Genomic DNA, 14716 nt, shown 5'->3' with positions numbered 1-14716 from the left:
GACGACGGGAGATTGACGACAGGGCCTAGCCGTCCACCGGCAGGCCCGCCGCGCGCCATGCCTGGAAGCCGCCGATCAGGTCGGTGGCGCGGTGCAGGCCCAGTGCGTGCAGGGAGACCGCGGCGAGGCTGGAGGCGTAGCCCTCGTTGCAGATCACGACGACCGGCAGAGCGTGGTGGGTCGCCTCGGGAGCGCGGTGCGCGCCCGTCGGATCGAGCCGCCATTCCAGCTCGTTGCGCTCGACGATCAGCGCCCCGGGGATGGTCCCGTCGCGCTCCCGCAGCTCCGCGTAGCGGATGTCCACCAGCAGACCGCCGGTCGCCTGGAGCGCCGCGGCCTGTTCCGGATCCACCCGGGTCAGCGCGCGCCGGGCCCGGGCCAGCAGTTCGTCGATCCCGCTCATGCCGCGAACCCCCGTCGCCCGCCCCCGCGTGCGCCGGTCGCACGCCCCACCGTCGTGTGCCCGCTCCGCTCGCTCATGTCCACTCCCCCGGGCGTTCGATCTCCTCGATCCCGCTCATGCCGCGAACCCCCGTCGCCCGCCCCCGCGTGCGCCGGTCGCACGCCCCACCGTCGTGTGCCCGCTCCGCTCGCTCATGTCCACTCCCCCGGGCGTTCGATCTCCTCCAGCCGCAGCACCGCTCCGCTGCGGCTGTACCGCCGCATCAGCGGCAGCGGCGGGTAGTAGGCGTGCACGGACACCGCATGGGTGTCGGGGGAGAGGTTGAGCACCTGATGGACGTGGTGCGGACCGAAGGCCCGCCCCCGCCCGTCGCTCAGCCGGCGCTCCCGGTCGACGCCGTCGGCGAGCTCCAGGGTCTTCCAGCCCTCGGTGGGGATCGCGGCGGCGAGCGACTGCTCGGTCAACTCCCCGGCGGCCGCCGCGAAGGCGCCGCGCGAACCGCCGTGGTCGTGCCAGCCGGTGCCGGTGCCGGGCGGCCAGCCGATCAGCCAGGCTTCGCTGCCGCCCGGCCCGTCGAGCCGGATCCAGGTGCGGCCTTCCGGATCGAGCGGCAGGGACGCGACCAGCGCGCGGTCGGCGGCGGTACGGCGGGCGAAGTCGAGGAGTTCGGCGGCGCCGGGGCCGCCGTCATGGGCGCGGGCACGCGGGCGCGCGGGGGACTGTACATCGGGCACGGAAACCGTCCTGAGTGATCGTGAGGGGCGCGGCCGTCGCACCACGACGCACTGCCGCGCAGAGGAGGCCGCCGCGGCACCGGCCACGGCGGAGGAGATCAACAGGACGGACGACACCTGCAGCCCGCATAGCGGACCAGGTCCACATGGACCCTCCGCCAGAATCGCGAGCCGTGATCAGTCACTCTCGGAGTGAAGCACGGAGCTTCCCGGAGGGTCAACCGGCGCCGCGTCCCCCGACGGCTCCGCCGGAGCGCCGTCCGGCCGGTCACCGGACTCCCCGGCGGTCCCGTCCGCGGCCGGCCGCCGGACCCCGTCCCCGGGCGCCCCGCCGCGCACCGCGTCCGCACAGGCGGCCAGTTCGTCCGGGCGGACCCCGGACAGCGCGGCGACCACATGGCCGTCGGGCCGCACCACCAGCACGGTGTGCGCCGCGGCCCCCGGATACGCCTCGGTGACGAGGACCTCCGCGCGCATCGGCAGCGCGGCGACCGCCTCCGACAGACGGGGCATCAGCCCCGCCGACTGCCAGTGCCGCCGGTCCCACACGCCGGTACCGGGCGCCACCAGCACCACCAGCAGCCCCCTCCCGAGCCGGTCGCGCAGCCCCACCGACGAGCCGTCGGAGGCGGTGACCGGCACCTCCACCACCGGCGCCCCCGGGAGGGTGCCGACGGTCGCCTCGCCGGGCAGCCCGGCGGGCGCCGCCAGGGGCGTCCCCGCGTAGGAGGGCGCCCCGCCGAGGGGACCGCGGCCCAGGTGGCCGTCGGTCAGCAGGGTGCTGCGCCCGCGCGCCGCGCCCGGCAGCACCGTCCGCCAGCGCACCGCGCCGCCGTCCCGCAGCAGCGGCAGCGCCGAGTCGGTGGCCCGCAGCCGGGCGGCGACCGCGCCCCGCCGCTCGACCTGATAGCTGTCCAGCAACGTCTCGGTGGCGCCGTGGTGCCAGGCCAGGCCCAGCTTCCAGGCGAGGTTCTCGGCGTCCCGCAGGCCCTCGTCCAGGCCCTGGGTGCCCAGCGCGCCCAGCAGATGGGCGGCGTCGCCGGCGAGGAAGGCGCGGCCCCGCCGCCAGGTGCGGGCGAGCCTGTGGTGGACGGTGTGGACACCGGTGTCGAGGAGTTCGTAGGGCGGGACCAGGCCGGTGTGGCCGCGTCCGCCGGGCGTGCCGCCCTCGTCGCCGGGCCCGTCCGCGGCCTCCGTCGCCCAGCCGGCCAGCGAGTCGCGGATCCGGGCCACCAGCGCGTCCGGGGTCACCAGATCGCGCCCCGGGGGCAGCAGCCAGTCCAGCCGCCAGACCCCGCCGGGCAGCGGGCGGGCCGACACCTCGCTGACCCGTCCGCCGCCGTGCCGGGCCGGCGAGCGGTGCAGCAGCGCCTCGCCGGGCCAGGGGAGTTCGGTGCGCAGCGTGGCCACCGCGTGCCGCTCGACGGCGGTGCGCCCGGGGAAGCGGACGTCCAGCAGCTTGCGCACGGTGGACCGCGGGCCGTCGCAGCCGACCAGGTAACTCCCGCGCCACCACGTTCCGTTGTCGCCGCGGGTCTGGGCGCTGACGCCCTTGGCGTCCTGTTCGACGGCGGCCAGCCGGCTGCCGGAGACGACCTGGGCGAGCGGTTCGCCGGTCAGCGCGGTGCGCAGTGCGCGGGTCAGCGCGTGCTGGGGGAGGTGCAGGGGGGACGCGTCGTCGCCGAACGCGACCCGTTCCAGCAGCCGGCGGCGGCGCATGGTGCGCCACGCCGACCAGCGGGCGCCGGTGCCCGACAGGGCGTCCGCGCAGCCGAGCCGGGCGGCGAACGCCGCGGTGTCCGGGCGGAGTACGACGGTGCGGGCGGGCCGGGGCTCCTCCTGGCCGTCGGTCTCGTCGAGGACGACGACGGGTACCGCGTGCCGGGTCAGCGCGAGGGCGAGGGCGAGTCCGACCGGGCCGGCCCCGACGACGATCACCGGCTCCACGGCGCGGCCCCCTGGATCCGGCGGTACGTACGGGACGTGCGGGAACTGGCAGTGGGGGCCCGGTGCGTGATCACACAGCGTATGCAACCCATTGCGACCGCCGCCGTCAAGTGACGGAGGCGGTGGCGCCGTTGCCACCGCCTCCGGACGGTCGGTACCGGCCGCGGTGGGCCGGACCTTCCGTCAGTCCTTCGTGCCGGCCGGGGCCTCGGCACTCTCCGCGGCGTCCGCGGCCGCCACCGGCTCGGCCGCCGCGCCGACCCGGATGCCGGTCCGGGCCCGGCGCCCGCGCCGCTCGATCCAGGTGGCCAGGGCGGACAGCGCCAGGCACATCGCCACGTAGATGCTGCCGATGACGATGATCACCGGGATGTAGGTGTCGTTCCCGTTGACGATGATGTTGGTGCTCATCAGGCGGGCGGTGTAGAGGAGTTCCTCGAAGGTGATGATGTAACCGAGCGAGGTGTCCTTCAGGGTCACCACCAGCTGGCTGATGATCGTGGGCAGCATCGCCCGGACCGCCTGCGGGATCAGCACGGTCGTCATGACCTGGGTCTTGCTCAGGCCGAGCGCGTACGCGGCCTCCTTCTGGCCCTTGGGCACGGCGTTGATGCCGGCCCGCAGCACCTCGGCCTGCACCGAACCGTTGTAGACCGTCAGGCCCGCGACCAGCGCCCAGAACTGCGGCTGGCTACCGGTCAGGCCCAGCGCGTCCCGGTTGGTGAGGAGGATGACCCACAGTGCGTAGATCGTGATCAGCAGCGGGACCGCGCGGAACAGCTCGATGAAGCCGGTGGCCAGCCAGCGGACCGGCTTGTGGTCGGAGAGCCGGGCCACCGTCAGCAGCAGGCCCAGCGCCAGCGACAGCACCGCCGCCACCGCAAAGACCTGAAGGGTCGTCAGGACACCGTCGCGGATGCTGGTACGCACCCCGGCGTAGTTGAAGATCCGCCAGACCTCGGGGTCCAGTTGGCCCTTGGCGTCCAGCCGCAGGAACGCGAAGGCGATCAGCCCCAGCACCGCCAGCGCGCCGATGACGCTGTAGACGCGGTTGCGGGCCTTCGCCTTCGGCCCCGGCACGTCGTAGAGAACGCTCGCGCCACTCATGCCCTTACCTCGCTTCGTCCCGTCCCGCCGGTGCGCGGCGACGGCGCCCGTCCGTACATGTCGTTCCTGGTGTCACGGCTGCCGGTTGCACTCATCGGGCGACCCCCAACCGGCGCTCCAGCAGCCGGAACAGGCCGCTGACCGCGAAGGTGATGACGAGGTAGGCCAGCGCCGTCCACAGGAAGATCCAGGCGATCGGGTAGCCCCTGTCGTTGAGCAGCTTGGAGACGTTGAACAGCTCGCCGTAGCCGAACGCGCCGGCGATCGCGGAGTTCTTGGTGAGCGCGATGATGATGCTGCTCAGCGGCGGGATCACGGTGCGGGTCGCCTGCGGGAGCACGACCAGCCGCAGCGTCTGGGGGAAGCTCATGCCCAGGCTGCGGGCCGCCTCCGCCTGGCCCAGCGGCACGGTGGTGATGCCGGACCGCACCGCCTCGCACACGAACGAGGACGTGTAGAAGCCGAGCGCCAGCGTGGCCAGGACGTACGGGCTGGCACCCTGGAAGAGGATCTGCGGCACGACGAAGAAGGCGACCAGGAAGAGCAGCGTCAGCGGCGTGTTGCGCAGCACCGTCACCCAGGCCGTGCCGAAGGCGCGCAGCGGCGGGACCGGAGAGACCCGGAAACCGGCTATGAGCACGCCGAGCACCAGCGCGAGCAGCGCGGCGGACGCGGTGATCGCCAGGGTTCCGAGGAACCCGTCCCGGAACTCGGGCAGATAATCGAGGAGTACGTTCATGGGGTCTCCGCGGTAGCGGTCGGGTCGGCGGCGGGTAACGGCGGGGTACTACGGGCAACTGCGCGACGCCGCCCGCGGGGCGGTGGGGGTGCGCGGAAGACAGCGCGCCCCGTACACCCGTCGCGGCGGGCGTACGGGGCGGCGCGGTCCGGTGCGTGCGCGGGCCGTCAGTAGCGCGGCAGCGGCGTCTCCGGGGCGACGTAGGCGGAGCCGGACTTGCCGAGCGTGCCCTCGTACGCCTTCTTGTAGTCGCCGTTCTTGATGTGGTTCTCCAGTGCGGTGGTGATCGCGTCGCGCAGCGCCTTGTCGTCCTTGGCCAGGCCGACGCCGTAGGGCTCCTTGGTGAAGGGCTTCCCGACGACGCGGAGCTTGCCCGGGCGCTGGGCGGCGTAGCCCTTGAGGATCGCGTCGTCGGTGGTGACCGCGTCGACCGTGCCGTCGAGCAGGTACTTCACGCAGTCCGAGTACTTCGCCTGCTCGTTGGTGACCGCGCCGTACTTCTTCTTCTTGATCTCCTGGAGCGGGGTGGAGCCGACGATCGAGCAGACCTTCTTGCCCTGGAGGGTGTCCGGCCCGGTGATCGCCTTGTCGTCCTGGCGCACCAGGAGGTCGGCGCCGGCGGTGTAGTACGGGCCCGCGAAGCTGACCTGCTTCTTGCGCTCGTCGTTGATGGTGTACGTACCGACGTAGTAGTCGACCTGGCCCTTGGAGATGGCGGTCTCACGGACGTTGGAGTCGACGGTCTGGAAGTTGATCTGCTTCGCCGAGAAGCCCAGGTCGGCGGCGATCATCTTGGCGATCTCGATGTCGAAGCCGGAGTAGGTGTTGGTCGCCGGGTCCTTGAAGCCGAGGAACGGCTGGTCGGCCTTGACACCGATGGTGATCTTGCCGGCCTTCTGGGCCTTCTGCAGCGTCGGGGAGTCGACCTTGATGTCCTTGGCGACCGTGTAGTCGGCGCTGTAGACGTCGCTTCCGGGCTGCTTGTCGCCTGCCGATCCGGACTGGCCGCCGCACGCGGTCGCCGTCGCCGCCAGCGCGAGCACCATCGCGCCCGCCGCAGCCGTCTTACGCATCCTCATGGTGAACATCCTTTGGTTCAACAGGTGTTGGCAATCATGGTGGCCCGACTACGGCCTCAGTGGTGGAGGATCTTCGACAGGAAGTCCTTCGCCCGGTCGCTGCGCGGGTTGTTGAAGAACTGGTTCGGCTCGGCCTCTTCGATGATCTTGCCGTCCGCCATGAAGACCACCCGGTTCGCCGCGGAGCGCGCGAACCCCATCTCGTGGGTGACCACGACCATCGTCATGCCGTCCCGGGCGAGCTGCTGCATGACCTCCAGCACCTCGTTGATCATCTCCGGGTCCAGCGCCGAGGTCGGCTCGTCGAAGAGCATCACCTTCGGGTCCATCGCCAGGGCGCGGGCGATCGCCACCCGCTGCTGCTGGCCGCCGGAGAGCTGGGCGGGGTACTTCTCCGCCTGGGCGCCGACGCCGACCCGGTCGAGCAGCGTCCTGGCCTTCTTCTCCGCGGTGACCTTGTCCGTCTTGCGGACCTTGGTCTGGCCCAGCATCACGTTTTCCAGCACGGTCTTGTGCGCGAAGAGGTTGAAGGACTGGAACACCATGCCGACGTCGGCACGCAGCCGGGCCAGTTCACGCCCCTCCTGGGGCAGCGGCTTGCCGTCGATGCCGATGCTGCCGGTGTCGATGGTCTCCAGGCGGTTGATCGTGCGGCAGAGGGTGGACTTGCCGGACCCGGAGGGCCCGATCACCACGACCACCTCGCCGCGCCGGATCGTCAGGTTGATGTCCTGGAGCACGTGCAGCGCGCCGAAGTGCTTGTTCACGTTGTCCAGCACGACCAACGGTTCTCCCGTGGGCGCAGGGCCCCCGGCGTTCTTGGCCACCGGTACTTCGCTCATCGGCGTACAGCTCCGTCCTCCTCGGTTGGGAGGACCCTAATGACGGGCTGCGACCAGCGTCATTACATCTGAGCGAGAATTGAGCATAACGATCCGGCCGCAAACGGACACCTAGCGTGAACGGGCAGGCGGGCGGGGCGGCGAGCGAATACTGACGGTACGTCCCCGGGGGGTACCGGGTGGGTAACGGATGGCGGACCGGAGGTGGCGGCCTCTTGACGGGTGGGCCACCCATCGCCGTAGATGCCCTGTGGCCCGTACGCGTACCGAGAGGAGGGCCCGATGAGACTGCTGCTCGTCGAGGACGACGACCATGTCGCCGCGGCCCTGTCCGCGGTGCTGTCCCGGCACGGCCTGACCGTGGTGCACGCCCGCAGCGGCGGGGAGGCGCTGCAGGCGCTGCTGCCCGACGACGCCGAGCCGTTCGCCGTGGTGCTGCTCGACCTCGGGCTGCCCGACCAGGACGGCTTCGAGGTGTGCGGCCGGATCCGCAAGGTCTCCGCGACCCCGGTCATCATGGTCACCGCGCGCTCCGACGTCCGCTCCCGGATACACGGCCTCAACCTCGGCGCCGACGACTACGTCGTCAAGCCCTACGACACCGGCGAACTGCTGGCCCGCATCCACGCGGTGAGCCGGCGCACCGGCGCGGCAGGGACCGGCGGCGACCAGCAGGTCGAGGAGAGCGTCCCCCGGGAGCCGCTGCGGCTCGGGTCGCTCGCCGTCGAACTCCCCACCCGCCAGGTGTCCGTGGACGGCACGGTCGTCCCGCTCACCCGCAAGGAGTTCGACCTGCTGGCCCTGCTCGCGCAGCGCCCCGGGGTGGTCTTCCGCCGGGAGCAGATCATCAGCGAGGTCTGGCGGACGAGTTGGGAGGGCACCGGCCGCACGCTGGAGGTGCACATCGCCTCGCTCCGCGCCAAACTCCGCATGCCGGCGCTGATCGAGACGATCCGCGGCGTCGGCTACCGCCTGGTCGCCCCGGCCGCCGGCCCCGCGCCGGACGGCCGGCCGCCGGCCCCCTGACGGCTGCCCGGCCCCGTGCGCACCCGACTCCTCCCGCTCCTCATCGTGCTGATGGCCGGCGTGCTGCTCGCGCTCGGCGTGCCGCTCGGCGTGATCACCGCCGGGGTGGAGCAGCAGAAGGTGGTCGTCGACCGGATCGACGACGCCGCCCGGTTCGCCTCCCTCGCCCAGTTCGTCACCGCCCGCCCCAGCGCCGACGCCGGCAGCAAGACCCCCGAGGAGGACGAGCGGCTGGCCACCCTCCGGGCCGAACTCACCCGCTATGAGGAGCTCTACGGGATCCGGGCCGGCGTCTTCTACCGCGACCGCACCCCGATGGCCGCCGCCCCGCAGGACCTGACGGTGCCCACCGGCGGCGAGGGCGCCCAGGCGTTCAGCGAGGCGCTGGCCGGCCGCCGCAGCCACGACCCGCACCAGATCTGGCCCTGGGACGACGCCGGCCGGATCCCGGTCGCCTCGCCGGTCATCCGGGACGGCGACGTGGTCGCCGTGGTCGTCACCGACTCGCCCACCGGCCGGATGCGGGCGCGCATCCTGCACGGCTGGCTGCTGATCGCGGCCGGGGAGTGCGCGGCCATGCTGGTCGCCGTCGCCGCGGCGTTCCGGCTCACCGGCTGGGTGCTGCGCCCGGTCCGGGTGCTCGACGCGGCCAGCCACGACATCGCCACCGGCCGGATGAACGCCCGGGTCGCCGCCACCGCCGGGCCGCCCGAACTCCGCCGGCTGGCCCGCTCGTTCAACGAGATGGCCGACCACGTCGAGGACGTCCTGGAACAGCAGCGCGCCTTCGTCGCCGACGCCTCCCACCAGCTGCGCAACCCGCTGTCGGCGCTGCTGCTGCGGATCGAGCTGCTGGCCCTCGAACTCCCCGAGGGCAACGAGGAGATCGCCTCCGTCCGCACCGAGGGCAAACGGCTCGCCCGGGTCCTGGACGACCTCCTCGACCTGGCGCTCGCCGAGCACGCCGCCGCCGACCTCCAGCTCACCGACGTCGCGGCGCTGGCCGCCGAACGCGTCGACGCCTGGCGCCCGCTGGCCGAGGACAAGGGCGTCCGCCTCGCCTACGAGGGGCGCCCCGCGGTCACCGGATGGGCCGACCCGGTCGCCCTCTCCAGCGCCCTGGACGCGGTCGTCGACAACGCCCTGAAGTTCACCCCGGCCGGTGAACCGGTCGCGGTGGCGGTGACCCCCGACGGCGAACGCGTCACGATCACCGTCGCCGACCGCGGACCCGGGTTGGCCGAGGACGAACTGGCCCGGATCGGCGACCGGTTCTGGCGCAGCGGCCGGCACCAGAACGTCTCCGGCTCCGGCCTCGGCCTGTCGATCACCCGCACGTTGCTCGCCGCCGGCGGCGCGACCATCGCCTACGCGCCGCACCCGCCGCACGGCCTGACGGTCACCGTCTCCGTGCCGCGCAGCGCGCCCTGACCGGTCCGCGGCATCGCGCACCCCGCATCGCGCGACCTCTGGCGCGGCTCATTGCGCCGCTCATTGCACCGAGGCAATCACGGCATTGCACCGTGCACGCACCGACCCGCTCGCCGCACACCGGGCGACGCCCCCGCCGCTCCCGGCCGTTCCCGCCGCTCCGCTCACTGCTTGACCGAGACGTAGTAGTCCCGGGCCCCGGTGTGCAGCGGCAGCGGATCGGTGAACACCGCCGTGCGCAGGTCCACGTTCTGCGCCGCGTGCACCTCGTGGCCGATCGCGTCCCGGCTGTTGATGACGGTCCGGGTGATCCCGAACGTCAGCGCCGCGTCCTCCCGGTCCGTGGTCACCAGCAGGTTCGCCACCGCGATCGTCTTCACCGCCTGCCCGTTCTGGACCCGGGGATAGGCGTCGGCCGGCATCACCGCCGCACGGTAGTAACGGGTCCGCTCGCCCTGCCGGTGCAACGCCGGGATCAGGTCCCCCAGCTGCACCAGCCGCACCGGGTACCGCTGCGTCAGACGCTGCACCGCCAGCGTCGGCAGCCCGCCCGACCAGAAGAACGCGTCCAGCTCGCCGTGCTCCAACATGCCCGGCATCCGGTCGATGCCCACCCGTACCGGGACGATGTCCGTCCCGAAGTCCAGGCCGGCCGCCTCCAACAGCCGCCGGGTGATCAGCTGGACGCCCGACCCGTCCGCGCCGACCCCCACCCGCAGCCCCCGCAGGTCGCGGGCCGAGCGCACCGCGGACCCCCGGGCCACCACCAGCTGCATGTAGTCGTCGTAGAGCCGGGCGCAGGCCCGCAGCCGGTCCGCGCCGGGCTCCCGCCGGTCGCGGTAGGCCGCCACCGCGTCCGCCGTGGCGATGGTGAACCCGGCCCGCCCGGTGGCCAGTTGGCGCAGATTGTCGATCGATCCCTCGCTCCGCTCCAGGCGCAGGTCCACCTCCGGCAGGTCCCGCGCGAGATCGTCCTTCAGCAGCTCCCCGTAGCGCGCGTACACCCCGGTCGGCACGCCGGTGGCCAGCGTCACCCGGCCCCGGGGCGTGGCGGATCCGCCCGGCTGCACGCACCACAGCACCAGCCCGAGGAGGGCCAGGGCCGCGGACGCCGCGGTCAGCGCCCGGCGGCGGCCGGGGCGGGGGAGGATCGCCATGGGCCGGATCCTGCCAGTCCGCACGCCCCTACGGGAGGGGCCGGAAGGTCACGTCTCGGCCGCCGTCCGGTCACCGGGCCGGGGCGCCGTCCCCAAGGCCCCCCGCAGCCGCTCCAGCAGCGCCCGGGCCGCCGGCCCGGCCGGCCCGTCCGCCCGCCAGGCCAGCGCGATCCGGCCCCGCGGACGGGCTCCGCGGAACTCCAGCGTCCGCAGCCCGCCGGCGCCCGCCGCGGCGCCGGCCGGCACGACCGCCACGCCCAGGCCGCGCGCCGCGAGCCCGGCCAGCAGCTTCGGCGCCGCCGCCTCGAAGGCGATCCGCGGCCGGAACCCCGCGTCGGCGCAGACACGTTCCAGCGCCGCGCGGCTCCCGGTGCCGCGCGGCAGGCTGATCAGCGGCAGGCCGCGCAGCGCGGTCAGCGGGATCCGCCCGCCGTCCGCGTCCGCCAACAGCGGATCGTCCGGGGCGACCGCCGCGACCAGCGGTTGGTCCACGACGATCTGGAACGCCAGCCCCGGCGGCGGCTCCGCGTCAGCGGTCCCGAGCAGCGCCAGGTCCAACTCCCCGCACTGCAGCGCGGCGAGCATCCGCTCCGAACTGTCCTCGGTGAGCGCGATGTCCACCTGCGGATGGGCGTCGTGGAAGTCCGCCAGCAGCGACACCGCCTCGGCCTCCCGCACCGCGTCGGCCCCCGACACCAGCCCGAGGGTGACCTGGCCGCGCAGCAGCCCGGTGAACTCCGCCACGGTCTCCCGCACGCCCTCGACGGCGGCCAGCGCGGCCCGCGCGTACGGCAGCACGGCCGCGCCCACCTCGGTCAGCGTCACCGACCGGCCGGAGCGGTCCAACAGCGGCTGCCCCAGCTCCCGTTCGAGCTGCCGGACCTGGGCGCTGACGCCCGGCTGGGCCAGGTGCAGACGGGCCGCGGCCCGGGTGAAGTTGGCCTCCTCCGCCACCGCGACGAAGTACTGGAGCTGTCGAAGTTCCATAACCAGGAATTCTAGGTGCGAGAAGATCAAACTCTTGGACTTATGGTCGCGCCGCCAAGATCCTGGAAACCGACCGGCCCACCGCATACCAGGCCGGACCCGGACCCGGGGAGCAACCATGGACATCCGCGCCGCGATCGCCGCCGAACGCCGCGAGCTTGCCGACCTGCTGGACGCCCTCTCGCCCGAGCAGTGGGACGCGCCCTCACTGTGCGCGGGCTGGCGGGTCCGCGAGGTGGCGGCCCACATGTCGCTGGGCTTCCGCTACTCCTTCCCCAAGATCGCCGCCGAGCTCCTCAAGGCCCGCGGCAGCCTGCACCGGATGACCGACCGCTGCGCCCGCAAGGACGCCGCCACCCTCTCGCCGGCCGCCCTCACCGCGGCCCTGCGGGACAACGCGCACCACCCCTGGACCCCACCGGTCGGTGGCTTCGAGTCGGCCCTGGGCCACGACGTCGTGCACGGCCTCGACATCGCCGTCCCGCTCGGCCTGGACCGCCGCGTCCCCGAGGACCGGCTGCGGGTCCTGCTCGCCGGCATCACCCCGCGCGGCGCGAAGTTCTTCGGCGCCGACCTCGACGGCGTCGCCCTGCGCGCCGACGACCTGGACTGGTCCTACGGCACCGGGACCCCGCTCCGCGGCGCCGCCCAGGACCTCCTGATGGTCGCCTTCGGCCGGAAGCTCCCACCGGGCCGGCTGCACGGCGAGGCGCGGTCCCGTTTCGCCACGGCCTGAGCGCGTGCCGCCCCCGTGGTCGCGCCCCGCGACCACGGCCGCAGAGCACCCCGGCGGGAGCCCGTACCCTGGACGGGTGAGCGGTAACGACGTGGCCGGTGGAGCAGGGGCCGAAGTGAAAACGTACGAGGTGCGCACCTACGGGTGCCAGATGAACGTCCATGACTCCGAGCGGCTCTCGGGCCTGTTGGAGGACGCGGGCTACGTACGGGCCCCGGAGGGCACCGACGAGGGCGACGCCGACGTCGTCGTCTTCAATACCTGCGCGGTGCGCGAGAACGCCGACAACCGGCTGTACGGCAACCTCGGCCGGCTCGCGCCGGCCAAGGCCCGGCGGCCCGGCATGCAGATCGCGGTCGGCGGCTGCCTGGCCCAGAAGGACCGCGACACCATCGTCAAGAAGGCGCCCTGGGTGGACGTCGTCTTCGGCACGCACAACATCGGCAAGCTGCCGGTCCTCCTGGAGCGCGCCCGCGTCCAGGAAGAGGCGCAGGTCGAGATCGCCGAGTCGCTGGAGGCGTTCCCCTCGACGCTGCCGACCCGCCGGGAGAGCGCCTACGCGGCCTGGGTCTCCATCTCCGTCGGCTGCAACAACACCTGCACCTTCTGCATCGTCCCGGCGCTGCGCGGCAAGGAGAAGGACCGCCGCCCCGGCGACATCCTCGCCGAGGTCGAGGCGCTGGTCGCCGAGGGCGTCTCCGAGATCACCCTGCTCGGCCAGAACGTCAACGCCTACGGCTCCGACATCGGCGACCGCGAGGCGTTCAGCAAGCTGCTGCGGGCCTGCGGGAAGGTCGAGGGGCTGGAGCGGATCCGCTTCACCTCCCCGCACCCGCGCGACTTCACCGACGACGTGATCGCGGCGATGGCCGAGACGCCCAACGTCATGCCGCAGCTGCACATGCCGCTGCAGTCCGGCTCCGACACCGTCCTGAAGGCGATGCGCCGCTCCTACCGCCAGGAGCGCTACCTCGGGATCATCGAGAAGGTGCGCGCCGCCATCCCGCACGCGGCGATCACCACCGACATCATCGTCGGCTTCCCCGGCGAGACCGAGGAGGACTTCGAGCAGACCCTGCACGTCGTCCGCGAGGCCCGGTTCGCCCAGGCGTTCACCTTCCAGTACTCCAAGCGCCCCGGCACCCCCGCCGCCGAGATGGCCGACCAGATCCCCAAGAAGGTCGTGCAGGCCCGCTACGAGCGCCTGGTCGCCCTCCAGGAGGAGATCTCCTGGGACGAGAACAAGAAGCAGGTCGGCCGCACCCTGGAGCTGATGGTCGCGGAGGGCGAGGGCCGCAAGGACGACGCCACCCACCGGCTCTCCGGCCGCGCCGCCGACAGCCGCCTGGTGCACTTCACCAAGCCGGACGAGCCGGTGCGCCCCGGCGACGTGGTCACCGTCGAGGTCACCTACGCCGCCCCGCACCACCTCCTCGCCGAGGGCCCGGTCCTGGACGTGCGCCGCACCCGCGCCGGCGACGCCTGGGAGAAGCGGCAGGCCACCGAGGCCGCCAAGCCGGCCGGGGTGCTGCTGGGCCTGCCGAAGGTCGGCGTCCCCGCGCCGCTGCCGGCAGCCGCGCCCGGCTGCGGCTGCGACTGACCCCGGCCGCTCCCGGCCGACCGGCGGCCCTGCGCGGCGGCCCGGGCGTTACGCTGCGTGCATGCTCGTTGCCGCCGCCATCTGCCCCTGTCCGCCGCTGCTCGTCCCCGACGTCGCCGCCGGTGCCGCACCGGAGCTGGACCCGGTGCGCGCCGCCTGCCTGGACGCCGTCGGGGTGCTCGCCGCGGCCCGGCCCGACCGGCTGGTCGTGCTGGGCCCGGCCGCCGACGAGAGCGGCGAGGGACGGTATCCGCAGGGCGCCCCCGGCTCGTTCCGCGGCTTCGGGGTGGACCTCGACGTGACGCTGGCCGCCGCCGACGGCGCGGCGCCGGTGCCCGGGCCGCAGCTGCCGCCGTCGCTGGCCGTCGGCGCCTGGCTGCTGTCCCGTACGGCCTGGTCCGACGCGCCCGTGGAGGCGCTGGGGGTGGCCGAGCGGCTGCCCGGCGACCGCTGCCGCCCACTGGGCCGGGAACTCGCCGGGTCCGCGTCCCGGGTGGCGCTCCTGGTGCTCGGCGACGGCAGCGCCCGCCGCTCGATCAAGGCGCCGGGCTACTTCGACGAGCGGGCCGAGGCGTTCGACGCCGACGCGGCCCGCGCCCTGGGAACCGCCGACACCACCGCGCTGGCCGCCCTGGACGACCGGCTGGCCGCCGACCTGCTCGCGTCCGGACGGTCCTGCTGGCAGGTCCTGGCGGGCGCCGCCGAGGGCGCCGGGCTGCGCGGCCAACTGCTGCGCGAGGAGGCCCCGTACGGCGTCGGCTACATGGTGGCGGCCTGGACGTGATCCCGCGCGGCCGGGCGGTCTAGCGGCTCGGGCGTACCGGCGTCGTTCGCTGCGTGTCCGGCGGTTCGTGCCTTTCCGGCCGCGCACGCCGCGGCGCGGCGGACCCGGGGGAGCCGGAGCGCCCCGCGTCCGCCGCGCCGCGGC

The 14716-nt window shown here is 73.7% G+C and carries 15 protein-coding genes; 5 read left to right on the top strand and 10 right to left on the bottom strand.

The window, feature by feature from the left end; genetic code table 11:
* Window positions 1-25: 25 nt before the first annotated feature.
* The 8 genes from MOV08_RS12715 to MOV08_RS12685 form a co-directional block, all read right to left on the bottom strand.
* The gene (locus MOV08_RS12715) at window positions 26-403 is read right to left on the bottom strand and encodes a rhodanese-like domain-containing protein (RefSeq protein WP_275307536.1); all 378 of its coding nucleotides are present in this window, start codon (window positions 401-403) and stop codon (window positions 26-28) included.
* A 191-nt stretch (window positions 404-594) separates the two neighbouring features.
* Window positions 595-1137, bottom strand: coding sequence for a cupin domain-containing protein (locus MOV08_RS12710; RefSeq protein ID WP_039632156.1), 543 nt, complete (start codon window positions 1135-1137; stop codon window positions 595-597).
* Window positions 1138-1235: 98 nt separating this feature from the next.
* Window positions 1236-1322, bottom strand: a complete 87-nt coding sequence (locus MOV08_RS43820) for a putative leader peptide (protein WP_312635946.1) — start codon at window positions 1320-1322, stop codon at window positions 1236-1238.
* Window positions 1315-3084 carry an FAD-dependent monooxygenase gene (locus MOV08_RS12705; RefSeq protein ID WP_275307535.1) on the bottom strand — a complete coding sequence of 590 codons (1770 nt, stop codon included), beginning with the start codon at window positions 3082-3084 and terminating at the stop codon, window positions 1315-1317. The genes MOV08_RS43820 and MOV08_RS12705 overlap by 8 nt, the downstream gene beginning before the upstream one ends.
* Window positions 3085-3267: 183 nt before the next feature.
* Complete coding sequence (locus MOV08_RS12700) at window positions 3268-4191, bottom strand: amino acid ABC transporter permease (protein ID WP_039632151.1); 924 nt, start codon at window positions 4189-4191, stop codon at window positions 3268-3270.
* Between the two features lie 91 nt (window positions 4192-4282).
* Window positions 4283-4930: an amino acid ABC transporter permease gene (locus MOV08_RS12695; RefSeq protein ID WP_039632149.1), complete on the bottom strand. Its 648-nt coding sequence runs from the start codon at window positions 4928-4930 to the stop codon at window positions 4283-4285.
* Window positions 4931-5097: 167 nt separating this feature from the next.
* Complete coding sequence (locus MOV08_RS12690) at window positions 5098-6009, bottom strand: glutamate ABC transporter substrate-binding protein (RefSeq protein ID WP_039640734.1); 912 nt, start codon at window positions 6007-6009, stop codon at window positions 5098-5100.
* A gap of 56 nt (window positions 6010-6065) precedes the next feature.
* Window positions 6066-6851, bottom strand: coding sequence for an amino acid ABC transporter ATP-binding protein (locus MOV08_RS12685; protein ID WP_275307534.1), 786 nt, complete (start codon window positions 6849-6851; stop codon window positions 6066-6068).
* Window positions 6852-7133: 282 nt separating this feature from the next.
* Here MOV08_RS12685 and MOV08_RS12680 point away from each other — a divergent pair, with 282 nt between their 5' ends.
* The gene (locus MOV08_RS12680; RefSeq protein ID WP_039632144.1) at window positions 7134-7877 is read left to right on the top strand and encodes a response regulator transcription factor; all 744 of its coding nucleotides are present in this window, start codon (window positions 7134-7136) and stop codon (window positions 7875-7877) included.
* Between the two features lie 15 nt (window positions 7878-7892).
* Window positions 7893-9308 (top strand): sensor histidine kinase, encoded by a 1416-nt coding sequence (locus tag MOV08_RS12675; RefSeq protein ID WP_275307533.1) that lies wholly within the window; start codon window positions 7893-7895, stop codon window positions 9306-9308.
* A gap of 164 nt (window positions 9309-9472) precedes the next feature.
* On the opposite strand, the gene MOV08_RS12670 is transcribed toward MOV08_RS12675, so the two are convergent.
* Together MOV08_RS12670 and MOV08_RS12665 are read right to left on the bottom strand one after the other, a co-directional pair.
* Window positions 9473-10465 (bottom strand): TAXI family TRAP transporter solute-binding subunit, encoded by a 993-nt coding sequence (locus MOV08_RS12670; protein ID WP_275307532.1) that lies wholly within the window; start codon window positions 10463-10465, stop codon window positions 9473-9475.
* 48 nt (window positions 10466-10513) lie between these two features.
* The gene (locus tag MOV08_RS12665; protein ID WP_039632139.1) at window positions 10514-11452 is read right to left on the bottom strand and encodes a LysR family transcriptional regulator; all 939 of its coding nucleotides are present in this window, start codon (window positions 11450-11452) and stop codon (window positions 10514-10516) included.
* 118 nt (window positions 11453-11570) lie between these two features.
* Between MOV08_RS12665 and MOV08_RS12660 the strand changes: the two genes are divergently transcribed.
* From MOV08_RS12660 to MOV08_RS12650, 3 genes are all read left to right on the top strand, one after another.
* Complete coding sequence (locus tag MOV08_RS12660) at window positions 11571-12188, top strand: maleylpyruvate isomerase family mycothiol-dependent enzyme (protein ID WP_275307531.1); 618 nt, start codon at window positions 11571-11573, stop codon at window positions 12186-12188.
* Window positions 12189-12279: 91 nt separating this feature from the next.
* Window positions 12280-13788 (top strand): tRNA (N6-isopentenyl adenosine(37)-C2)-methylthiotransferase MiaB, encoded by a 1509-nt coding sequence (gene miaB, locus MOV08_RS12655; protein WP_039632135.1) that lies wholly within the window; start codon window positions 12280-12282, stop codon window positions 13786-13788.
* Window positions 13789-13849: 61 nt separating this feature from the next.
* On the top strand, window positions 13850-14572 hold the full coding sequence (locus MOV08_RS12650; protein ID WP_039632133.1) for a class III extradiol dioxygenase subunit B-like domain-containing protein: 723 nt from the start codon (window positions 13850-13852) through the stop codon (window positions 14570-14572).
* Window positions 14573-14716 lie beyond the last annotated feature (144 nt).

Origin of the sequence: Streptomyces yunnanensis, assembly GCF_029011865.1 — a bacterium.
In the GTDB taxonomy this organism is placed as follows: Bacteria; Actinomycetota; Actinomycetes; order Streptomycetales; family Streptomycetaceae; genus Streptomyces; species Streptomyces yunnanensis.
The sequence above is the reverse complement of the archived record's forward strand: the minus strand, read 5'-3'. Positions and strand labels throughout refer to the sequence as shown.